Origin of the sequence: Sphingomonas sp. PL-96, from assembly GCF_020707215.1 — a bacterium.
GTDB lineage: Bacteria > Pseudomonadota > Alphaproteobacteria > Sphingomonadales > Sphingomonadaceae > Sphingomonas.
The window spans coordinates 23,098-44,032 of sequence record NZ_JAJFET010000002.1; the positions used below are offsets into that span (position 1 = coordinate 23,098).

General features: G+C 69.0%; 22 protein-coding genes and 1 other RNA gene. 12 read left to right on the plus strand and 11 right to left on the minus strand.

Annotated elements, in window-relative coordinates; translation table 11 throughout:
• Positions 1-2 precede the first annotated feature (2 nt).
• A complete protein-coding gene (clpS, locus tag LK533_RS05475) occupies positions 3-362 on the plus strand; it encodes an ATP-dependent Clp protease adapter ClpS (RefSeq protein WP_229361782.1) in 360 nt (119 codons plus the stop codon).
• 173 nt (positions 363-535) lie between these two features.
• A complete protein-coding gene (gene murA, locus LK533_RS05480; protein WP_229361783.1) occupies positions 536-1,819 on the plus strand; it encodes a UDP-N-acetylglucosamine 1-carboxyvinyltransferase in 1,284 nt (427 codons plus the stop codon).
• Between the two features lie 150 nt (positions 1,820-1,969).
• On the opposite strand, the gene LK533_RS05485 is transcribed toward murA, so the two are convergent.
• The 4 genes from LK533_RS05485 to LK533_RS05500 form a co-directional block, all read right to left on the minus strand.
• On the minus strand, positions 1,970-2,911 hold the full coding sequence (locus LK533_RS05485) for a cation diffusion facilitator family transporter (protein WP_229361784.1): 942 nt from the start codon (positions 2,909-2,911) through the stop codon (positions 1,970-1,972).
• A 472-nt stretch (positions 2,912-3,383) separates the two neighbouring features.
• Complete coding sequence (coaD, locus tag LK533_RS05490; protein ID WP_229361785.1) at positions 3,384-3,893, minus strand: pantetheine-phosphate adenylyltransferase; 510 nt, start codon at positions 3,891-3,893, stop codon at positions 3,384-3,386.
• Entirely contained in the window at positions 3,890-4,795 is a 906-nt protein-coding gene (locus LK533_RS05495) for a polyprenyl synthetase family protein (protein WP_229361786.1), read from the minus strand. The genes coaD and LK533_RS05495 overlap by 4 nt, the downstream gene beginning before the upstream one ends.
• Position 4,796: 1 nt before the next feature.
• Positions 4,797-5,042 carry an exodeoxyribonuclease VII small subunit gene (locus LK533_RS05500; protein WP_229361787.1) on the minus strand — a complete coding sequence of 82 codons (246 nt, stop codon included), beginning with the start codon at positions 5,040-5,042 and terminating at the stop codon, positions 4,797-4,799.
• A gap of 101 nt (positions 5,043-5,143) precedes the next feature.
• On the opposite strand from LK533_RS05500, the gene LK533_RS05505 reads away from it, so the two are divergent.
• Complete coding sequence (locus LK533_RS05505) at positions 5,144-6,547, plus strand: NAD-dependent succinate-semialdehyde dehydrogenase (RefSeq protein ID WP_229361788.1); 1,404 nt, start codon at positions 5,144-5,146, stop codon at positions 6,545-6,547.
• Positions 6,548-6,840: 293 nt separating this feature from the next.
• On the opposite strand, the gene LK533_RS05510 is transcribed toward LK533_RS05505, so the two are convergent.
• Genes LK533_RS05510 through LK533_RS05520 form a run of 3 tightly spaced genes read right to left on the minus strand, consistent with a single transcriptional unit; the run spans position 6,841 to position 10,918 of the window.
• Positions 6,841-8,217 (minus strand): efflux transporter outer membrane subunit, encoded by a 1,377-nt coding sequence (locus tag LK533_RS05510; RefSeq protein WP_229361789.1) that lies wholly within the window; start codon positions 8,215-8,217, stop codon positions 6,841-6,843.
• Positions 8,214-9,371 (minus strand): HlyD family secretion protein, encoded by a 1,158-nt coding sequence (locus tag LK533_RS05515; protein WP_420705823.1) that lies wholly within the window; start codon positions 9,369-9,371, stop codon positions 8,214-8,216. Before LK533_RS05515 ends, LK533_RS05510 begins: the two co-directional genes overlap by 4 nt.
• Complete coding sequence (locus LK533_RS05520; RefSeq protein WP_229361790.1) at positions 9,368-10,918, minus strand: MFS transporter; 1,551 nt, start codon at positions 10,916-10,918, stop codon at positions 9,368-9,370. The genes LK533_RS05515 and LK533_RS05520 overlap by 4 nt, the downstream gene beginning before the upstream one ends.
• Before the next feature lie 289 nt (positions 10,919-11,207).
• Between LK533_RS05520 and LK533_RS05525 the strand changes: the two genes are divergently transcribed.
• The 4 genes from LK533_RS05525 to LK533_RS05540 all read left to right on the plus strand — a co-directional run bounded on the left by LK533_RS05525 (position 11,208) and on the right by LK533_RS05540 (position 13,822).
• Complete coding sequence (locus LK533_RS05525; protein WP_229361791.1) at positions 11,208-11,630, plus strand: phasin family protein; 423 nt, start codon at positions 11,208-11,210, stop codon at positions 11,628-11,630.
• A 107-nt stretch (positions 11,631-11,737) separates the two neighbouring features.
• On the plus strand, positions 11,738-12,517 hold the full coding sequence (modA, locus tag LK533_RS05530; RefSeq protein ID WP_420705824.1) for a molybdate ABC transporter substrate-binding protein: 780 nt from the start codon (positions 11,738-11,740) through the stop codon (positions 12,515-12,517).
• Between the two features lie 2 nt (positions 12,518-12,519).
• Entirely contained in the window at positions 12,520-13,212 is a 693-nt protein-coding gene (gene modB / locus LK533_RS05535; RefSeq protein WP_229361792.1) for a molybdate ABC transporter permease subunit, read from the plus strand.
• Positions 13,202-13,822, plus strand: coding sequence for an ATP-binding cassette domain-containing protein (locus LK533_RS05540; RefSeq protein ID WP_229361793.1), 621 nt, complete (start codon positions 13,202-13,204; stop codon positions 13,820-13,822). Before modB ends, LK533_RS05540 begins: the two co-directional genes overlap by 11 nt.
• 51 nt (positions 13,823-13,873) lie before the next feature.
• On the opposite strand, the gene dcd is transcribed toward LK533_RS05540, so the two are convergent.
• Positions 13,874-14,428, minus strand: coding sequence for a dCTP deaminase (gene dcd / locus LK533_RS05545; protein ID WP_229361794.1), 555 nt, complete (start codon positions 14,426-14,428; stop codon positions 13,874-13,876).
• A gap of 220 nt (positions 14,429-14,648) precedes the next feature.
• Between dcd and LK533_RS05550 the strand changes: the two genes are divergently transcribed.
• The 5 genes from LK533_RS05550 to LK533_RS05570 all read left to right on the plus strand — a co-directional run bounded on the left by LK533_RS05550 (position 14,649) and on the right by LK533_RS05570 (position 17,722).
• On the plus strand, positions 14,649-15,095 hold the full coding sequence (locus LK533_RS05550; protein WP_229361795.1) for a hypothetical protein: 447 nt from the start codon (positions 14,649-14,651) through the stop codon (positions 15,093-15,095).
• Positions 15,096-15,159: 64 nt separating this feature from the next.
• Positions 15,160-15,257: signal recognition particle sRNA small type (ffs, locus tag LK533_RS05555), an RNA gene on the plus strand.
• A 91-nt stretch (positions 15,258-15,348) separates the two neighbouring features.
• A complete protein-coding gene (locus tag LK533_RS05560; protein ID WP_229361796.1) occupies positions 15,349-17,031 on the plus strand; it encodes a DNA polymerase III subunit gamma/tau in 1,683 nt (560 codons plus the stop codon).
• Positions 17,028-17,351 (plus strand): YbaB/EbfC family nucleoid-associated protein, encoded by a 324-nt coding sequence (locus LK533_RS05565; RefSeq protein WP_229361797.1) that lies wholly within the window; start codon positions 17,028-17,030, stop codon positions 17,349-17,351. Before LK533_RS05560 ends, LK533_RS05565 begins: the two co-directional genes overlap by 4 nt.
• An 86-nt stretch (positions 17,352-17,437) precedes the next feature.
• On the plus strand, positions 17,438-17,722 hold the full coding sequence (locus LK533_RS05570; protein ID WP_229361798.1) for a hypothetical protein: 285 nt from the start codon (positions 17,438-17,440) through the stop codon (positions 17,720-17,722).
• Between the two features lie 414 nt (positions 17,723-18,136).
• On the opposite strand, the gene mtgA is transcribed toward LK533_RS05570, so the two are convergent.
• From mtgA to LK533_RS05585, 3 genes are all read right to left on the minus strand, one after another.
• A complete protein-coding gene (mtgA, locus tag LK533_RS05575; RefSeq protein WP_229361799.1) occupies positions 18,137-18,841 on the minus strand; it encodes a monofunctional biosynthetic peptidoglycan transglycosylase in 705 nt (234 codons plus the stop codon).
• Between the two features lie 180 nt (positions 18,842-19,021).
• On the minus strand, positions 19,022-19,927 hold the full coding sequence (rpoH, locus tag LK533_RS05580; RefSeq protein WP_229361800.1) for an RNA polymerase sigma factor RpoH: 906 nt from the start codon (positions 19,925-19,927) through the stop codon (positions 19,022-19,024).
• 53 nt (positions 19,928-19,980) lie between these two features.
• A complete protein-coding gene (locus LK533_RS05585; protein ID WP_229361801.1) occupies positions 19,981-20,931 on the minus strand; it encodes an RluA family pseudouridine synthase in 951 nt (316 codons plus the stop codon).
• Between the last annotated feature and the right edge of the window lie 4 nt (positions 20,932-20,935).

A 20,935-nucleotide genomic window follows, 5' to 3' on the forward strand; every position in this document is an offset into this window, starting at 1 on the left:
TGATGATCGACGCCCCCGACCTCAGCCCCCGCCTCTCCGAAGGCGGCGAGAACGACGACGATTCCGGCTCTGTCTCGGGCGTCGCGACGCGCACCCGCACGCGCACCAAGAAGCCGACGCCGTACCGCGTGCTGATGCTGAATGACGACTACACGCCGATGGAGTTCGTCGTGCTGGTGCTGCAGCGCTTCTTCCGCATGAACATGGAAGAGGCGACTCGCGTCATGCTCCACGTTCACCAGAAGGGTGTCGGGGTGTGCGGCGTGTTCAGCTATGAAGTGGCGGAGACCAAGGTCGGGCAGGTGATGGACTTCGCCCGCCAGAACCAGCATCCGCTGCAGTGCACGCTCGAAAAGGCATGATCGCCACGCGGAGGCGGTAATCGTCTCCGTGCTCCTGCCGGGGGCAGGAGGCCAGGGCCGCACACACCGCCGATCGTTGTTCTGCTTGGCCCTGGGTTCCCGCCTGCGCGGGAACACGGTGGAAGGGGCCACCACCCGCTTGCGCAGCGGCTGCAACTGAGTAAAGCCACGCCATGGACCGTATCCTCATTCGCGGCGGCAACCGTCTGAAGGGCCGCATCGCCATCTCGGGCGCGAAGAACGCTGCCCTTACGCTGCTCCCCTGCGCGCTTCTGACCGAAGAGCCGCTGACGCTGCGCAACCTGCCGCGCCTGGCGGACGTTGACAGCTTTGGCCACCTGCTCAACCAGTTCGGGGTGTCGACCACGATCGAGGGCGCGCATCCGAGCGACTTCGGCCGCGTGATGACGATGCGCGGCCAGCGGCTGACCTCCACGGTCGCCCCCTATGATATCGTGCGCAAGATGCGCGCCTCGATCCTGGTGCTGGGACCTCTGGTCGCGCGTGCGGGCGAGGCGACGGTGTCGCTGCCCGGCGGCTGCGCGATCGGCAACCGTCCGATCGACCTCCACCTGAAGGCGCTGGAAGCGCTGGGCGCGGAAATTGAGCTCGCGGCGGGCTATGTGAAGGCGATCGCGCCGAACGGCCGTCTGCCGGGCGGCCGCGTGACCTTCCCGATCGTGTCGGTGGGCGCGACCGAGAATGCGCTGATGGCCGCCGTGCTCGCCTCGGGCTCGTCGGTGATCGAGAACGCCGCGCGCGAGCCCGAGATCGTCGACCTGTGCCGCTGCCTGGTGGCGATGGGCGCGCGCATCGACGGCATCGGCACCGAGCGGCTTGAGGTCGAGGGCGTCGATCGCCTGCACGGCGCGACCTACTCCGTCATGCCCGACCGCATCGAGGCGGGCAGCTATGCCTGTGCCGCCGCGATCACGGGCGGTGCGGTGGAACTGGCCGGGATTGGCGCGGATGACATGCGCGCGACCATCGACGCGCTGGTCGAGGCGGGCGTGACCGTCGAAGAGCGCCGCAACGCGCTGTTCGTCGAGGCGACGGGGCCGATCGGTCCGCTGACGCTGTCGACCGCGCCGTTCCCGGGCTTCGCCACCGACATGCAGGCGCAGTTCATGGCGATGCTGACCAAGGCCGACGGTGCCAGCGTGCTGACCGAGACGATCTTTGAGAACCGCTACATGCACGTGCCGGAACTGGCGCGCATGGGTGCCGACATCCAGGTGCGCGGCCGGGTGGCGGTCGTGCGCGGCGTCGACAAGCTGGTCGGCGCGCCCGTGATGGCGACCGACCTGCGCGCCTCGATGAGCCTGATCATCGCCGGTCTCGCTGCCGGGGGCGAGACTTCGGTCAGCCGCATCTATCACCTCGACCGCGGGTATGAGCGGCTGGAGGAAAAGCTGCAGGCGGTCGGCGCCGACATCGAGCGCGTCGGCGGGGAATAAGGGGAGCGGGGGGCGGCCCTTCGTCCTCCCTTCACCACGGGATCCTGACGGAAATCAGGATCCAGGCAGGCGCCGCTTGCGCTTCCTGCCGTAGCGGCAATGGAGCCCGACTTCCGTCAGGACGACAGGCGGGGGCATCGCGCCCCAGCCTTACACCAGCCGTTCGCCCATGCCGCACTCGGCCTCTTCGGACAGCTCGATCTGCAGTGTGGCATGGCCGATGGCGAAATCGTGCGCCAGCCGCTGCTGGGTGGTCGCCAGGAACGCGTCGCCCGGATGGCCGCCCGGCATCACCAGATGGGCGGTCAGCGCCGTCTCGGTGGTGCTCATCGGCCAGATGTGGAGGTCGTGCAGCCGTGCGACGCCGGGCAGCGCCTCCAGCATCGCGGCTACCCGGTCGGGGTCGATCCCGGGTGGCACCGCCTGCAGCGCGAGCACCATGGACTCCTTGAGCAGTCCCCAGGTGCTCCACAGGATCACCGCCACCACCAGCAGGCTCACCGCCGGATCGATCCAGGCCGCGCCGCTCCACAGGTAAAGCGCGCCGGCGATCACCACGCCGGCCGATACCGCAGCGTCGGCGGCCATGTGCAGGAATGCGCCGCGAATGTTGACGTCGCCCTTGCGCCCGCTCGCGAACAGCAGCGCGGTGCCAAGGTTGACGGCAATGCCGATGGCCGCGACCAGCATCACGGGCCCGGCCTCGATCGGCTGGGGATTGGACAGGCGCCGGGACGCTTCCCAGGCGATCGCGCCGACCGCCACCAGCAGCACCAGCGCGTTGAACAGCGCCGCCAGGATCGACGAGCCGCGCAGCCCATAGGTGAAGCGCTTGGACGTCGGCCGCTTGGCAAGCTCAGCGCCGCCCCAGGCGATCAGCAGCCCGAGCACGTCCGACAGGTTGTGGCCCGCGTCGGCCAGCAGCGCGACCGAGTTGGTAAGGAACCCCGCGCCGCCCTCGATCGCGACGAACAGCAGGTTGAGCGCGGTGCCGATCGCAAAGGCGCGGCCGAAGTCGGCGGGGGCGTGGTGGTGGCCGTGGCCGTGGTGATGGCCGTGGGAATGCCCGTGATTCGCGTGGTCGTGTGCCATGTGGCCGCAGTAGCGGGCGCGGGGCAGGGGATGCTAGCACCTGGGGGGATGAGGATCGCGGAAGTGCCCGGCGTTGCGAGACCTTTGCGACACCCGTTTCCGGTGCTCCCGCGTAGGCGGGAGCCCAGGGCTCGACACGCCGCAAGTCGTTGTTCTGCTTGGCCCTGGATCCCTGCCTGCGCAGGGATACCGCAGGGATTAGAGGAACGCTCCTGGTATTCTCGCGATGCCGGGAGGAGCCATCCGCTGCGTCCTCTCTCCCGGTCCCCAGCCGTTCGTGCCGAGTAGAAGCCAGCTAGGGCCGTCAGGCGCGTATCGAGGGCTCGTAGCGAGGTGCGATTCCGCGCGGCCACCCACCCTCGATACGCCTCTCGATACGATGGCTACTCGGGATAGCCGGGGTGGGGGAGAAGGAGGAGGCCGGGGGACATCGCGGCCGCTAGGCCGGAGGCGCGCTTCTCCCCGTCGCCGATCAGGCGCTGCCCTTGCGGCCCATCTGTTCGACGCGGGCGGCGACGTCCGCGCGGACGGCGGGGCTCACGAACTTGCCGATTTCGCCGCCGTAGAGCGCGATTTCCTTCACCAGCCGGCTGGCGATCGGCTGGAGCGAGACGTCGGCCATCAGGAACACCGTTTCGACCCGCGGATTGATCTGCTGGTTCATGCCGGCCATCTGATATTCGTATTCGAAGTCGGCAACCGCGCGCAGGCCGCGCACGATGACGCTGGCGTGCTCGCGCTCGGCAAAGTCCATCAGCAGCGAGTCGAAGCTCACCACCTGGATGTCGCCGCCGATGTCGGCGACCTCGCGCTCCACCATCGCCAGCCGCTCGGGCAGGGTGAACATCGGCGACTTGGACGGGTTGGTCGTGACGCCGATCACCAGTCGGTCGACCAGCTTGGCGCCACGTCGGATGATGTCCATGTGCCCGCGGGTCACGGGATCGAAGGTGCCCGGATAGACGCCGACGCGCAGGCTCACCGGTCGCGCTCCAGCACATAGCGGGCGATGGTGCGCAAAAGGTCCGCCTCCGCGCCGAAGCCGTGGAGATGCGCGACCGCCTGGTCGATCAGCATGCGCGCCTGTTCGCGCGCGCGCTCCCGACCCAGCAGCGAGACGAAGGTCTCCTTGCCGGCATCGCCATCCTTGCGCAGCGCCTTGCCGACCGCCGCCTCGTCGCCTTCCACGTCGAGCAGGTCGTCGGCGATCTGGAAGGCGAGGCCGAGGTCATGGGCATAGCCGCGCAGGCCCCGCCGACCCTCAACCGGCAAGCGGCCCAGGATCGCGCCGGCCTCGACCGAACAGGCGATCAGCGCGCCGGTCTTGAGCGCTTGCAGCCGCGTGACGGTGGAAAGGTCGAAGCGCGTGCCCTCCGCCTCCAGGTCCATCGCCTGGCCGCCGGCCATGCCCGCCGGGCCGGCCGAGCGCGCGAGATCGGCGATCAGCTCGACACGCACGCGCGGATCGGCGTGCGTTGCCTCGTCGGCAAGCAGCTCGAACGCCAGCGCGTGGAGCGAATCGCCGGCCAGGATCGCGGTCGCCTCGTCGAACGCCTTGTGCACCGTCGGCTTGCCGCGGCGCAGGTCGTCGTCATCCATCGCCGGCAGGTCGTCGTGGATCAGGCTGTAGACGTGGATGCACTCGATCGCCGTCGCCACCCTCGCCAGGCAGCTGCGATCGACCGCGAACAGCTGGCCGGTCGCGAACACCAGCAGCGGGCGCAGCCGCTTGCCGCCGCCGATCGCGGCGTGGCGCATCGCTTGATACAGCGGTGCGCGCGCATCGTCGGGCACCGGCAGCAGCAGGTCGAACTGGCGGTCGACTTCGGCGCCGACGTCGCGAAGTGCCGTCTCCAGCGTGGGCGAGGGGGCGCCGTCCGCCACGTCAGGCTGCGGCAAAAGGGGTGGTGCCGGTGGGACGCCCGTCAGCGCTCAGGCGGATCGCCTCGATCCGCTCCTGCGCGGCATCCAGGCGGGCGGCGCAATGCTGGCGCAGCTTGTCGCCCCGCTCATAGAGCTGGATCGCGGTGTCGAGCTCCTCGTCGCCCGTCTCCAGACGGCCGACGATCTGCTCGAGTTCCTTGAGCGCCTGCTCGAAGCTGAGCCCTGCCACGTCCTGTTCTTCTGTCATGCGCGAGCTATGCGGCAGGTCCGGCAAAGGCGCAACCGGGGGACCGAACCGAACCCTGCCGCGTTGTTCGAGCAACCCCGGAACTTCGCGAGAAAGCCCCCATGTTCACCAGCATCAACCCCGCCACCGGCGAGACGGTCGCCACCTATGCCGAGCTGACCGACGCCGAGGTCGAGAAGAAGGTCGGTGCCGCCCACGCCGCCTTCCAGCAATGGCGTACGACGGACCTTGCCACGCGCACCGCGCTGCTGTCCGCCATCGCCGACCAGTTCGAGGCGAACACGCAGCGGCTGGCGGAGATCGCGACCAAGGAGATGGGCAAGACGCTCAAGTCCGCGATCGCAGAGGTCGAGAAGTGCGTCACGGGTTTCCGCTATTATGCCGAGCAGGGGCCGAAGTTCCTGGAGCCGGTCGAGGTGCCGCTCGGCAAGGGCACCGGCACCGCGCGCTGGCTGCCGACCGGCGTGGTGCTCGCGATCATGCCGTGGAACTTCCCCTATTGGCAGGTGGTGCGCTTCCTGGCGCCCTGCATCCTCGCGGGTAACACCGGCCTCCTGAAGCACGCCTCGCTGACCCAGGGCTGTGCGCAGGCGATCGAGGAGATGGTGACGGCCGCTGGCGCGCCGGAGGGGCTGTTCGCCAACCTCGGCATCCCGTCGCGCCGGGTCGCCCCGCTGATCGAGGACGATCGCATCGTCGCGGTTACGCTGACGGGCAGCGAGGGGGCCGGCATCAAGGTCGCCGAGGCAGCCGGCCGGGCGCTCAAGAAGGTGGTGCTCGAACTCGGCGGCTCGGACCCGTTCATCGTCATGCCCTCGGCCAACCTCGACGAGGCGGCCAAGGCGGCGGTGACCGGGCGCATCCAGAATGCGGGACAGTCCTGCATCTGTGCCAAGCGCATGATCGTCCACGCCGACGTCTATGACGCGTTCCTCGACAAGTTCGCGCAAGGCATGCGCGACGCCAAGGTCGACGATCCGATGGCCGAGGACACGACCATGGGGCCGCTGTCGAGCGTAGAGCAGCGCGACACCGTGCTCGAACAGGTCGCAACCGCGCAGCAGAAGGGGGCGCGGCTGCTGATGGGTGCCGAAAAGATCGACCGGCCGGGCGCCTGGATGACGCCGGGCGTGCTGGTCGACGTGCCGCTGAACGATCCGGTCGCGCAGGAGGAATTGTTCGGCCCGGTGGCGATGGTGTTCCGCGCCGAGGACCTCGACGCGGCGATCCGCATCGCCAACGACGTGCCGTTCGGGCTGGGTTCGAGCGTGTGGACCAACGAACCGGCAGAACAGGAGCGCTTCGTGCGCGACATCGAGGCGGGAATGACCGCGATCAACCAGGTGCTGGCATCGGTACCGGAAGCGCCGTTCGGCGGCGTCAAGCGCTCCGGTCACGGCCGCGAGCTGGGACCCTGGGGATTGCACGAGTTCATGAACCTGAAGGCGGTGCTCAACGCGTCGGACGCCGCCCCGAAGGATCCCGGCAGCGCGGCCAGCGAATAGGCGGCAGCGGTGCCTCCCCTCGGCTTGGAGCGGCCACGGCATCGGCCTGATGCCGCATGGCCCCCAAGTCGCAAACCCTAGCGCCTGAGACCCTGGGCTCTTGCCTTCGCAGGAGCACAGCAGTGCGGCAAGGGGCTGGTCACCCGCCCCAGGACGGTGACCCGACCTCCCGGCGCCAGGATGTCAGGCGCATTCTTGCGCCCCGACCCTGTTCCTGCGCAGGCAGGAGCCCAGGGCCAGGCGGCACCGTCCCGACGCCACCGAACCCGCGCAGGAACACGCCTGCGCAGGAACTAAGGCGTCGCTACCCCCGTCCAGCCGCCGCCCATCGCCTGGTACACCGCGACCAAGGCCGTCAGCTGATCGGCGCGTGCCTGGGCGAGGGTCAGCTGGGCGTTGAACAGGCTGCGCTGGGCGTCGAGCTGCTCCAGATAGGGGCTGTAGCCGGCGCGGTAGCGATTGGTCGCGTGGCGCAGCGTCTCGGCGAGGGCGACCCGCTGTGCCTCCAGCCGGCGCTGCTGCTCGCCCAGGCGATCCACCCCGGCGAGCGCGTCCTCCACTTCGCGGAAGGCGGTGAGCACCGTGCGCTGGTACGTGAAGGCGGCCTGGTCGCGCCGCGCCGCGGACGCCTCGACGCCGCCGCGTAGTCGCCCGCCCTGAAAGATCGGGGCGAGCACGCTGGCACCGAGCGACCAGATGCCGACCGGATTTCCCAGCGCGCTCGAGAATAGCTCCCCCGTCGATGCGGCAAGGTTGAGCGATGGAAGAAACGCCGCGCGCGAGGCGGCGAGCGTCGCGTCGGAGGCGGCAAGCGTGCGTTCTGCCTGGGCGATGTCGGGTCGCCGGCGCAGCAGATCGGAAGGGAGCACGGCAGGGATGGCAGGCGCCTGCAACTGGGCGAGCGTCGCACCGCGCTCCAGCGCGCGGGGTGATTCGCCGATCAGCACCGCCAGCGCATCCTCCTGGCGCCGGGCGGCGAGTTCCAGTGTCGGCAGCGTCTGTGCGACGCTTTGATATTCCGCCTCCGACTGGCGAAGCTCCAGTTCGGACGTGTAGCCGACCCTGGCGCGGCCGCGGGCGATGCGCAGGGCCTCGCCGCGCGACGCGATCGTCTCGCGCACGATGGCGATGCGAGCGTCGAGCCCGCGCAGGGTGATGTAGCCCGAGGCGGTTGCCGCGGCCACGCTCAGCCGCGCGGCGTCGGCGGCAGCGGCGGTCGCTTCGGTGGAGAGCCGCGCCGCCTCGACCTGATTGGCAAGGCGCCCGAACAGGTCGACTTCATAGGCCGCCTGGAACACCGGCTGGGCGGAGGTGCCCACCGCCGGCTGACCAAGCGCGTTGACGCTGCGCGATTCGGTAAGGCTGCTGCCGGCGCTGAGCGTGGGCAGGCGGGCGGCGCGGGTGATGGTCTCCTGCGCGCGGGCTTCCCGCACGCGGGCGACGGCGACCGCGATGTCGCTATTGCGGGCAAGTGCCGCCTCGACCAGCCGGGTCAGCACCGGGTCGCCGAAGCGCTGCCACCACGCCGTATCGATCGTCGCGTCCGCCGGCAGCTGCGTACGCCACGCTGCGGGCGGCGCGACCCCGGCACCGGCCGGTGGCGGTGTGTCGGGCGGGGTGCAGCCGGCGGCGAGCGCGACACCAGCCAGCGCCCAGGTCCGGCGCTTCATCGGCCCACCTGCGCGGGACCGCCGCGGGTGTCGACGCGCGCCTCGACCGACATGCCCGGCCGCAGCCGCTGGAACAGCGGGTCGTTGCGGTCGATCGCGATCCGCACCGGGATGCGCTGCGCCACCTTTACGAAATTGCCCGTGGCATTGTCCGGACGGATCACGGTGAATTCATTGGCCGCGGCCGGAGCGATGCGTTCCACCCGCCCGTGCAGCTCGGCGCGGTCAAGTGCGTCGACGCGGATCGTCGCCGGCTGGCCCGGCGCCATGCGCGCGGTCTGTGCTTCCTTGAAGTTGGCGGTCACCCACACCGTCGGCGGCACCAGGAACACCAACTGCGTCCCGGCCGTCACATATTGTCCCAGCCGTACGCCGACTTCGCCGAGCCGACCGTCCTGCGGCGCCCGGATCACCGTGTTCGCAAGGTCGATCTCGGCCAGGCGCAATGCCGCGCGCGCACCTTCGACCGCCGCCTCCAGGCCGCCGCGGCCGACGGTGACGGAACGGACCTGCTCGGTCGCGACGCTGCGCTGCGCTTCGGCCTGGTGGACCGCCGCCTCCGCCTGGCGCAGGGTTGCGAGCGTCTGGTCGCGCTCGCGCAGCGACACCGAACCCTCGCTCACCAGTTCGTTGACGCGGCGCATGTCGGCCTGGGCGCGTGCCAGCTGTGCGCGGGCGCTTTCCACCGCCGCCGCCTGGCCGCCGAGCGTCGCCTGGCTCGAGCGCTGGCTCTGCGTCGAGTTGCTGAGCGTCGCGATCTGTGCCGCCACCTGCGCGCGCGCCTGCTCGACCCGCTGGCGATAGATGCGGTCGTCGATGCGGACGAGCACCTGACCTTTCTTCACCACCTCGAAATCGCGGACCAGCACCTCGGTGATATAGCCGTTGACCTGCGGCGCGATCACGGTTGTCTGGCCGCGGACATTGGCATTGTCCGTCTCCTGCATCGTGCTGGTGAACGGCGGCAGGCCCCAGGCAAAAAGTGCCAGCAGCACCCCCGCCACCAGCATCGCCACAAAGGCCAGGGTCGACCGCAGGCTGCCGCGCGGCGGCGCCCAGCCGCGCGAGGCGGCGGGCGCCGCGTGCGGCTCGGAAGGAACCTCGATCGGGTCCTGCAGCCGTTCGCGCGGCTCGGGCGCACGGGTGTCGGTCACGTCGTCTGTCGCATGCGTTGCACTGCCGCCATGTCCTCCGCCAGCGGGTCGATGCCCCGCACCTTGAGATAGATCCATCGTCCCCCCAGCCACGCCGTCAGCACCGCTGACAGCACCGCGACCAGCAGGAACACGTCGTTATAGGCCAGGATGTTCGCCTCACGCGTTACCTGTTGCGCAAGCAGGCTGGTGCCCTGCGCCTGTTGTCGCACCGGGTCGCCGATCGCGCCAGCATAGGCGCCGCTCAGCTGGCGGATGCGGGTCGCCACCTGCGGGTCGGTGAGGGTAAGCGCCTGGGTGAGTTCAAACGCGTGGAACTTCTCCCGCACGATCTGCAGGCTCCCGAGCAGCGCAGAGCCGATCAGCCCGCCCATTGTCTGCGACATGCCGAACACGGCCGAGAAGCTGATGATGTGGCTCGGCCCCCGGGCAAGCGCGCGAAAGATTCCGATCATGATCATCGGTCCCAGAAAGAACAGCGCCGCAAAGGCGATCAGCGCCTGGCTGACATAGAGGTTCATCGGCCGGGTAAGATTGGTCGCATGGCTGTCCATCCACGCGCCGATCCCGATCAGCGCGACCGAGACGACCACCGGCAGCAGCAGCTCCGGGGGCTTGAGCGTGGCGAGGCTCACGCAGATGCCGGCGATCGAGGCAATCACCACCACCAGGTTCAAGGTCACCAGCTGGTCGTTGCCCATGCCGACGACGGTCAGCAGCCCGATCGACCCGAAACTCTGTTCGGACATGAGGATGCGCAGCGATGCCGCCACCACGGCAAAGCGCACGATGTTGCGGTTGCGCATCCAGCGGGTGTTGAGCAGCGGATTGGCGCGGTTGTGCTCGACCAGCAGCGCGGCCCCGATCAGCGGGATCGCGGCTGCGACCGCATAGCCGAGCCAGTCGGTCGACCACCACAGGATGCGCCCCTGCACCAGCACCGCGCACAGCAGCGCCATGCCGGGCGCGAACAGGGCAAAGGTCAGGAAGTCGATCCGCTCGAACGCCTGAATGCGCTCGCTGGGCGGCAGGCGCAGCAGGCCCACGCAGGCGAGCGAGGCGAGGGTGAGGCCCAGTTCGAACAGGAACAGGTTCTGGATGTGTCCGCTGTCGAGCAACAGGGGCGAGATCACGCGCGCCAGCGGCAGCGCCACCGTCGACGAGCCGAAGCCGATGATCATTCCCGACAGGCGTCTGGCGGCCGGCAGCGACTGCATGATGTACATGAAGCACAGGGTCGTAAGCGCGCTGCTCACCACCCCGGCCGCACCGCGCACGAGCAGCTGCGTCCCGAAGTCATGGACGAACAGCTGGAACAGGTTGAGGCACAGGAACGCGGCCAGGAACACGCGGGTGAAACGCTGCAGGCCGAATTGCTGGCGGAACTTGATGAGCAGCAGCGCCATGCACACGCTGGTCATCGCGTTGATCGCGGTCAGCCAGCCGCCCTGCACTGGCGTCAGGCCGAGGGCGCCCTGGATCTGCGGCAGATTGGCGGTCAGCAGCCCGTTGTTGAGCCCGCCGGTGATCCCAAGCAGCGTTCCCACCGCGAAATAGCCGATCCGCCGGCCGAGCGGGTGATCGGGCGTCGCAGGCGAGCCCGGCAGCAGCGGGCGTTCGTGCGGCTTGAACGCATAGGCGCTGGCGACGGCTCGGCTCCGCGTGGGAAGGGAGGTGGACGGGCAGGTTCAACCCTTCTCGGGCGGACTCGTTCCGTTGCGAAGCTGAAACGCGGTGTGGACCACGGAACCTTGGCCCATCTCGCGCGTCGCAAGAGCGAGTGCAGGAACCCGTTGCCACGAGGCTTCGGGGTGCGCTTGCCGGCAGGAGAGAGACATGGCGGAAGAAAACTCCGGGAACGACACGAACGAAACCGGTTCGGCAGCAGGCGCGAGCGGTAGCGGCGGCGCCACCAGCGGCGGCGGATCGCAGGCAGGTGGATTCGCCGGCGGTTCCGCGGGCATGGCCGATGGGCTGCGCGCCGCGGGCGAGCGCATGCGCGAAGCTGGCGGCCAGATCGCGGGGCAGGGCAGCGAGCTCGGCCTTCGCATGCTCGACCAGGCCGAAACCAACACGCGCGAGGCGTTTCGCATGATGCGCGCCGCGGCGCAGGCCAAGGACATGACCGACGTCATGCGCCTGCAGAGCGAATATATGCGCGAACAGAGCAACCGCTCGATCGCCCAGGCGCGCGAGATCGGCGAGCTGATCGCGAGCTTCGGCCGCAGCACCATCGGGCAGATGACCGGCAAGTCCTGATCCGGGCCCGCTGAACCACAGCCGGTGCGGGGCGACCCGCATCGGCCAGGTGGCAGGTGCAACTGCTCCCGTCTGCGGCTAGGACCGGCGGCATGACGGAGAAACGCATGTTGAGACGAACCCTGCTCGCCGCTCTGATGCTGCTTGGGGGGGCGGGCTTGACCGCCCCCGTGCCGCTCGCCGCGGCACCGCGACCTCCACTGGTGCTGGCGGCGGCAAGCCTTCAGGAATCGATGAACGCCGCAGCCGATGCCTGGGCACGGCGTGGGCACCCCCGCCCGCAGCTTTCCTTTGCCGCCAGTTCGGCGCTCGCGCGGCAGGCAGCCTCTGGCGCGCCCGCCGACCTGTTCGTGTCGGCCGATCTCGACTGGATGGACGATCTCGAGCGCCGCAAGCTCGTGGTGCCCGGCACGCGGACGAACCTGCTGGGCAATCGCCTCGTCCTGATCGCACCGAAGGCCAGCAGCGTGCGGGTGGCCCTGCGTCCCGGCGTCGATCTGCGCCGTGCCCTTGGCAGCAACGGGCGGCTGGCGATGGCCAACACCGATGCCGTGCCCGCCGGCAAATATGGCAAGGCCGCGCTGGAGAAGCTCGGCGCCTGGACGGCGGTCGCGCCGCTGGTGGTGCGCGGCGAAAGCGTGCGCGCGGCCCTTGCGCTGGTCGAGCGCGGCGCCGCCCCGCTCGGCATCGTCTATGCGACGGACGCGCGTGCGTCCGCCAAGGTGCGGATCGCAGGCGTGTTCCCGGCCGCCAGCTATCCGCCGATCGTCTATCCGGCGGCCCGCCTCGCGAATGGCACCAGTCCGGAGGCGGAGCCGTTCCGCCGCTTCCTGAACAGCCGGGAAGGCAAGGCCATTTTCGCGCGCTTCGGCTTTTCGACCCGCTGACCGTGGCGCTCTCGCCCGAGGAATGGACCGTCGTCTGGCTGTCGCTGCGCGTCGGTGGGGTGGCGGTGGCGGTGGCGTTGCCGCTTGCCTTCGCACTCGCCTGGCTGCTTGCGCGCGGGCGCTTTCCGGGGCGGGTGCTGCTCGACGGACTGGTCCACCTGCCGCTGGTGCTGCCGCCTGTGGTGACGGGCTGGCTGCTGCTGCTCGCCTTTGCACCCGCAGGACCGGCCGGGCAGTGGATCGAGCGCTGGACCGGGACGACCGTGTTGTTCCGCTGGACCGGCGCGGTGATCGCGGCCGCGGTCATGGCGCTGCCGCTGATGGTACGCGCGATGCGCCTGTCGATCGAGGCGGTGGACCGCCGGCTCGAATCCGCTGCCCGCACGCTGGGCGCAGGACGCGCGCGGGTGTTTGCGACAATCACGCTGCCGTTGAGCCTGCCGGGCGTCCTTGCCGGCGCGGTGCTCGGCTTCGCGCGTGCGCTTGGCGAGTTCGGCGCGACGATCACCTTTGTCTCCAATGTGCCGGGGGAGACGCAGACGCTGCCGCTCGCCATCTATGATGCGCTGCAGGTGCCGGGGCGGGAGCCGGTGGTGCTGCGGCTCGCGCTGGTTTCGGTGGCGCTGGCGCTGGGCGCGCTGATCCTCTCCGAGGTGCTGACGCGCCGATCCGGGCGGAGGCTGCATGTCCTTTGACGTCGACGTGGCGCTGCGCCGCGGTGACCGCAGCTTTGCCTGCCGGATCGCGCCTGCGGCCGGGCTGACGGTCTTGTTCGGACCCTCCGGCGCGGGCAAGACCACGGTACTCAACATGATCGCCGGGCTGGTGCGACCGGATCGTGGCCATATCCGCGTGCGCGACCGCACGCTGTTCGACCCGACAGCCGGTATCGACGTGCCGATCGCCCGGCGGCAGGCGGGCTATGTCTTCCAGGATCCGCGGCTGTTCCCGCACCTGCGCGTCGCGACCAACCTGCGCTACGGCGCCCGCCGGGCTGCCCGCGAAGGCGCGCTGATCGGCTTCGACGAAGCGGTGGCGCTGCTGGAGCTGGCGCCGCTGCTCGACCGCTGGCCGCGCACGCTTTCGGGCGGCGAGGCGCGGCGGGTGGCGATCGGCCGCGCGCTGCTATCGGGCGCGCGCTTCCTGCTGCTCGACGAGCCGATGTCCTCGCTCGACCGCAACCGGCGCGAAGAAGTGATGCGCACGATCGAGCGGCTGCGCGACGAACTTGCGCTGCCGATGCTGATGGTGACGCACGATCCGGCCGAGGTCGACCGCCTCGCCGCCGCGGTGGTGGCGATGTAGGACGCACGGAGCTTGGCTCCGATCACCCCCTCTGCGCTGGGGTGCGGCCGCTTAAAGCCGCGGCAAGGTGACGCCGCGCTGGCCCATGTATTTGCCGGCGCGGTCGGCGTAGCTGGTCTCGCAAGGCTGCTCGCCCTTCAGGAACAGGAACTGGCACGCGCCTTCGTTGGCGTAGATCTTGGCCGGCAGCGGCGTGGTGTTGGAGAACTCCAGCGTGACGTGCCCTTCCCATTCGGGCTCGAGCGGGGTCACGTTCACGATGATGCCGCAGCGTGCATATGTCGACTTGCCAAGGCAGATCACCAGGACGTCGCGGGGCACGCGGAAATATTCCACCGTCCTGGCCAGCGCGAAGCTGTTGGGCGGGATGATGCACACGTCGGTCTTGCGATCGACGAAGCTGTTGGCGGCGAAATCCTTGGGGTCCACCGTCGCCGAGTCGACGTTGGTGAAGATCTTGAACTCGTCCGCTACCCGCGCGTCATAGCCGTAGGAGGACAGGCCGTAGCTGATGCAGCCCTCGCGCCGCTGCGCTTCCACGAACGGCTCGATCATCCGGTGGGCGAGCGCGTGCTCGCGGATCCAGCGGTCGGAAAGAATCGCCATGGTGTCCCCCTTGTTGCGGCGGCGCAGCCTTCGCGACGTTTTGGGCTGCGGGCAAGCCTTGTGTGGCGATCCCGCCATGCGGCGCGAGCGAAGGGCGGCTGGGACGCCCGCGCGTGGTAGCCGCAGCGTGCCTGAAATGGTTGTGCCGGAAGTCGCGGAGTGAGACAAACATGCCAGGCCCAAGACGCGTCGCCGTCCGCAATTGTCGAAGGAGGCCAGGATGTTGCGCCACCTGCAGGAACATCATGGCTGGATCTTGGCGCTGCTGAGGGACGCCGACGCCTTGTACGCGCAACCGCAAACGCCGCCGTCCGCAAGCTATCTGGCCACAAGGCGCAATGCGATGGGGCGACTGCTCACTGCCTATCAGCGATGCGTCCACCGCGAGTTGTTCGATCCCGCGATCGACACGGGGGATGCGCAGGACGCGGCGCTGGCCCGCGCGGTGAAGATCGACTGCATCGACCTCGTCGAAGGGTTCCGGGCGTTCAATCGACGCTGGATTGCAGAGGATGCCGTGGAGCGCTGGGACGAATATCGCCCCGAGGCGCTGCGCATAGTCGAACGCCTGCGCCGCCACGTGCGCGAGGTCGACGCGATTGCGCGGCGCCTGTCTGCGTCCAACAAGGAGAAGGGTGGCGGACGCCTGAGAGGCAACGAGGGGTGAGGTCGGCCGTGCGGGGCGGTTCCGTCTGCCCCTTGCCATGCAGCGGCCGCTCCGTCATAGGGCGCGCGGGAGTCGGGCGGACGGTGCCGTCGCCAACCCGGTCAGGTCCGGAAGGAAGCAGCCGCAACGATTCCGTACCGGGTCGTTCCGGCTCCCACCTCAACCCAGCGCTGGTTTTCTGAAGCCGAAGGCGTCGGCTTTTGCCCCCTCTCGCTTCGACAGCCGCGGTGCTTGTCGCTAAGGATCGGCCGACATGTCCGATTCCTTCCTAGACCTGGGCGAGACGCCGCAGCCCGCCGCCGCCAAGGGTGACGCCTATCGCGTGCTGGCGCGCAAATACCGGCCGCAGACCTTTTCGCAGCTGATCGGCCAGGACGCGATGGTCACGACGCTGGGCAACGCGATCAAGCGCGACCGGCTGGCGCATGCGTTCCTGCTGACCGGCGTCCGCGGCGTCGGCAAGACCTCCACCGCGCGGCTGATTGCGAAGGCGCTCAACTGCATCGGTCCGGACGGCCAGGGCGGGCCAACGATCGACCCGTGCGGGGTGTGCGAGCCGTGCCGCGCCATCGCCGAGGGGCGCCACATCGACGTGATCGAGATGGACGCCGCCAGCCACACCGGCATCGACGACATCCGCGAGATCATCGAGGCGTCCCGTTATGCCGCCGTGTCGGCGCGCTACAAGATCTACATCATCGACGAAGTCCACATGCTGTCCAAGGCGGCCTTCAACGGCCTGCTCAAGACGCTGGAGGAGCCGCCGGGTCACGTGAAATTCCTGTTCGCCACGACCGAGGTGAACAAGGTGCCGGTAACGGTGCTGTCGCGCTGCCAGCGATTCGACCTGCGCCGCATCCCGGCCGAACTGCTCGCCGAGCATTTCGCGCACGTAGTGGCGGCCGAGGGGTTCGAGGCGGAGCCCGAGGCGCTGGCGCTGATCGCACGCGCGGCCGAAGGGTCGGCGCGCGATGGCCTGTCGATCCTCGACCAGGCGATCGCGCATGCCGGCATGGAAGGCGAGGGCGTGCGCGCCGATGCCGTGCGCGCGATGCTGGGCCTGTCCGATCGCGGCGCGATCCGCACGCTGTTCCGGCTGCTGCTTGGCGGTGAGGCCGCGCCGGCGCTGGCTGCGCTGCGTGGACAATATGACCTGGGGATCGATCCGCAGGCGGTGCTGCGCACGCTGCTGGAGACGGTGCACGGCGTGACGCTGGCCAAGGTCGGGGCGACGCCGCCGGCCGGTCAATCGTCAGAGGAGCGCGAGGCGCTGGCCCATTGGGCCGAGTCGCTGTCCTTCCCCATGCTGCACCGGCTCTGGCAGCTGCTGCTGAAAGGGCATGACGAGGTCGCGCGTGCGGCGCTGCCGATCGAAGCGTGCGAGATGGCGCTGCTGCGGGTCATCCACGCGTCGACCCTGCCGGATCCCGGCGAGCTGGCGCGGGCGCTTGCCGAGGGACGCGGCCCGGCGCTGGCGCCGGCCACCCCGAGCCTGGCGAGCCCTGCCGCACCCGCTGCGGCTCCAGCGGCGGTGGCCGAGCCCGAACCGGCGCCGCCCGCGCTGCCCGACTCGGTCGAGGCGATCGCCGAACTGCTCGAAAAGCACGGCCGCCACACATTGCAGGTGCAGGTGCGCAACCATGTCCGGCCGATCCGCCTGGAGCCGCCGGAGCTGGAAATGTCGGGCGCGCGGCCGCTGCCGACCGACTTCACCCGCGACCTGGGGCTGGCGCTGCGCGAGATCACCGGCGAGAGCTGGCGCATCCTGATCGGCGAGGGGGCGGGGAACCCGACGCTGCGCGAAACGCTGGCAGCACAGGCCGAGGCGGAGCGCGCGGAGATACTGGCGTCGCCCCTGGTAATGGCGGCCATGGCGGCCTTTCCGGGCGCCGAACTCGATCACTGGAAACGCAAGGACGGGAGCATCGCTCGATGAAGGACATCAACGACATCATGGCCATGGCGCAGAATGTGCAGGCCGAACTGGAAAAGGCGCAGGCGAGCCTCGACACCATCGAGGTCGAGGGTCAGTCGGGCGGCGGGCTCGTGAAGATCCGCGCGTCGGCCAAGGGCCGCATCCTCGGCGTCGACATCGACGATTCGCTGATGCAGCCGAGCGAAAAGCAGATGCTTGAAGACCTGATCGCCGCCGCGCTCAACGATGCGCGGGCGAAGGCGGACACCGCCAGCCAGGGCGAGATGTCGAAGCTGACCAGCGGGCTGCCGCTGCCGCCGGGCTTCAAGCTGCCGTTCTGATCGCACGCGCGGTCGCACGGCATTCGGGAACTTCCGTTTCGGCGGCGGAGTTGAACCGCCACCGAAACGGTAAGGGAGAAGATGCCATGTCCGACGATCGCGTGGATACGACGACCACCACCACCACCGGTACTGCCCCGCACACCACTGTGGTCGAGCGCCGCAGCGGCGGCGGCGGCACGGCGATGCTCGCCATCGTGCTGCTGATCGCGGTGCTGATCGGCGGCTATTTCCTGCTGCGCGCCAGCAACAACGACACGATCCAGACGCAAGCGGTGTCGGGTGCGGCCAAGAGCGTCGGCGACGCGGCGGACAAGGCCGGCAGCGCCATCGAGGGTGCCGCAGACGGCGCCGCGGACGGGGCGAAGTAAGGGCCTCGCCCGGACACTGGCGTTGCGCGGCCAGAATGGCGCGTGATTGCTTAGCCTGATGTCTACCCCGGCGGAGGCCGGGTCCGTTGCGGCGGTTCGCGGGCTGCGGTCCTGCGCAGCCTCGGCAACTGGACCCTGCCTTCGCCGGGGTATGCGTCAGGGGATGAGTTGCTCCCGCAAGGGTTGCGCTTTCGAGGATACATTCCGCTCGGCCGCGCCGCGGTGAGTGGAATGGCGTTTGTCGTGCTCCTGCGGAGGCAGGAGCCCAGGGCGTCATACGCCGCGCACTGTTGTTCTGCCTGGCTCTGGATCCCGCCTGCCGAGGAATGCGGCGGCATCTGGGTGGTCGATGCGCGTTCGCACCCGTGAGCCTTGAAGCCATACAGAACTCAAGAGCGCCCCTTCAGGTGCCCCTTATTTCAGGCAGGCATCCAGGCCCTGGCGGCGCACCACCCCCACGCGTGCGGCAATGGTATTGCCGTGGCGGCGGGTAAAGCCGTGCGGGGAGATCGCGGCGCGCTTCTTGGGCAGCGGCAAAACGGCAGCGATGCGTGCCGCCTCCGAAGGGGAGAGCGTGTCGGCGCCGTGCTTGAAATAGCGGCGGGATCCGGCCTCCACGCCATAGGTGCCAATGCCGGTTTCAGCGACGTTGAGGTAGACCTCCATGATCCGCCGCTTGCCCCAGAGGTTCTCGATCAGCAACGTGAACCAGGCCTCCAGCCCCTTTCGCACATAGCCGCCGCCTTGCCAGAGGAAGACGTTCTTGGCGGTCTGTTGGCTGATGGTGGAGCCGCCGCGGATGCGTCCGCCCTGGGCATTGCGCCGTGCCGCGTTCGCGATCGCTTTGAAATCGAAGCCGTCGTGGGAGCAGAATTCCGAATCCTCGCCGGCGATCGCAGCGCGGGCCATGTCCGGGTCGATGCGCGACAACGGACGCCAGGACTTGGTGACGCCATGGCCCGTGAACACGTCGCCCAGCATCGTCCAGGTGATCGGCACGGGCACAAAGCGGTAGACCAGCGTCATCGCCACCGACAGGGCGACGAAGCCCAGGGCCAGCTTGACGATCCAGCCGATCAGGCGGCGGGGAAGGGAGCGGGTGCGGACTGCGGCGGCCATGCGGAAACCGCTAGAGCAGTTTGCGGCCGGCTTGAACCGTCCTGTGTGCGAAAGTTGGGGGCGAGCGGCGCGAGAGGTAGTGCCGCTGCCTCCCTTCTTCGTCAGCATGACAGGAATGGGCGGTCGGCCGGGTCCGGCCGATCCGCCATTTGCCGGGCCAGGCGCTGCCGCCCGCGCCGCTTAGGCGGTCGCGAGCAGCCGCTTGTCGCCGGCCAGGCGCATCATCGCCTTTTGCAGCTTTTCGAACGCGCGCACCTCGATCTGGCGGACGCGCTCGCGGCTGACGCCATAGACCTGGCTCAGCTCTTCCAGCGTCTTGGGATCGTCGGTCAGGCGCCGCTCGGTCAGGATGTGCTTCTCGCGGTCGTTGAGGTCGTCCATCGCCTCCACCAGCATGCCGTGGCGGACGTCCGCCTCTTGCGCTTCGGCGACGACGCTGTCCTGCAACGGACCCTCGTCAGCCAGCCAGTCCTGCCACTGGCTCTCGCCATCTTCGCGCATCGGCACGTTAAGCGAGGTGTCGCCGCCCATCGCCATGCGGCGGTTCATCGAGGTGACCTCATCCTCGGTCACGCCCAGGTCGGTCGCGATCTTGGCGAGGTGTTCAGGGCTGAGGTCGCCGTCCTCGAACGCGTCGAGCTTGGACTTCATCCGGCGCAGGTTGAAGAACAGCTTCTTCTGCGCCGCAGTGGTGCCCATCTTCACGAGCGACCAGCTGCGCAGGATGAATTCCTGGATCGAGGCGCGGATCCACCACATCGCATAGGTGGCGAGGCGGAAGCCCCGGTCTGGCTCGAACTTCTTGACGCCCTGCATCAGGCCGATGTTCCCCTCGGAAATCAGCTCGGACACCGGCAGGCCATAGCCGCGATAGCCCATCGCGATCTTGGCCACGAGGCGCAGGTGGCTGGTCACCAGCTGGGCTGCCGCCTCAGTGTCGCCATGCTCCTGGAAACGCTTGGCGAGCATATATTCCTGCTCGGGCGCCAGGATCGGAAACTTCCGGATCTCCGACAGGTAGCGGTTGAGGCTCGCTTCGCCGCCCAGTGCGGGAATCGTCGCGGGGACGTTGCTGCCGCTAGCCATGATCGCTTCTCCCTTGATTTGCGCAGGCTTTTCTCGAAAAGCGCGCGCTCAGCTTAACCGTGAAGATGATGCAACAGTTCCTGCATGTCTGCCGGAACTTCGCTATGAAACGCTAAAGCGTGCCTTAGCACCGGGTGGATGAACCCAAGATGTGCCGCATGCAGCGCCTGGCGCCGGAAACCGAGGGTTTCCAGCAAAGCGCGATGCTGCGGGCGCGCCCGGCCATAGACGGGATCGCCGACCAGCGGGTGGCCGATCGAGGCCATGTGGACGCGCACCTGGTGGGTGCGCCCCGTCTCCAGCCGGCATTCGACCAGCGCGGCGTCACGCAAGGGGCGGACCAGCGACCAATGGGTCACCGCGCGCTTGCCGCCCTGCACGATCGCGATCTTTTTGCGGTTGGTCGACGAGCGGGCGAGCGGTGCATTCACCGTGCCGCTGCCCGTCATCACTCTGCCCGACACGATCGCCTGATAGCGGCGGTCGATCGAGTGCGCCTTGAACTGGCGGGCAAGCCCTTCATGCGCCTGGTCGTGCTTGGCCGCGACCAACAGTCCCGACGTGTCCTTGTCGATCCGGTGAACGATGCCCGGCCGCGCGACGCCGCCGATCCCCGACAGCTGCCCGGCGCAGTGGTGAAGCAGCGCGTTGACCAGCGTGCCGTCGGGGTTGCCCGCCGCTGGATGGACGACCAGCCCCGCAGGCTTGTCGACCACGATCAGATGCTCGTCCTCGAACACGACGGTGAGCGCAATATCCTGTGCCTCGCTGGTGGCCGGTTCAGGCGCGGGGATATGAATGTCGAAGCGGTCGCCGGCGCGCGCCTTGCGCGAGGGATCGTTCGCGGCGGTGCCGTCGCTCGCCAGCACCTTGCCGGAGGTCATCAGCGCCTTCAGCCGCTCGCGCGACAGGTCCGGCAGCGCGTGCGCGAGTGCGCGGTCGAGACGCCACCCGTCCGCTGCCTCGGCTACCTCAGCCGCAATGATGGAATCCCCCCGGATCATGTTC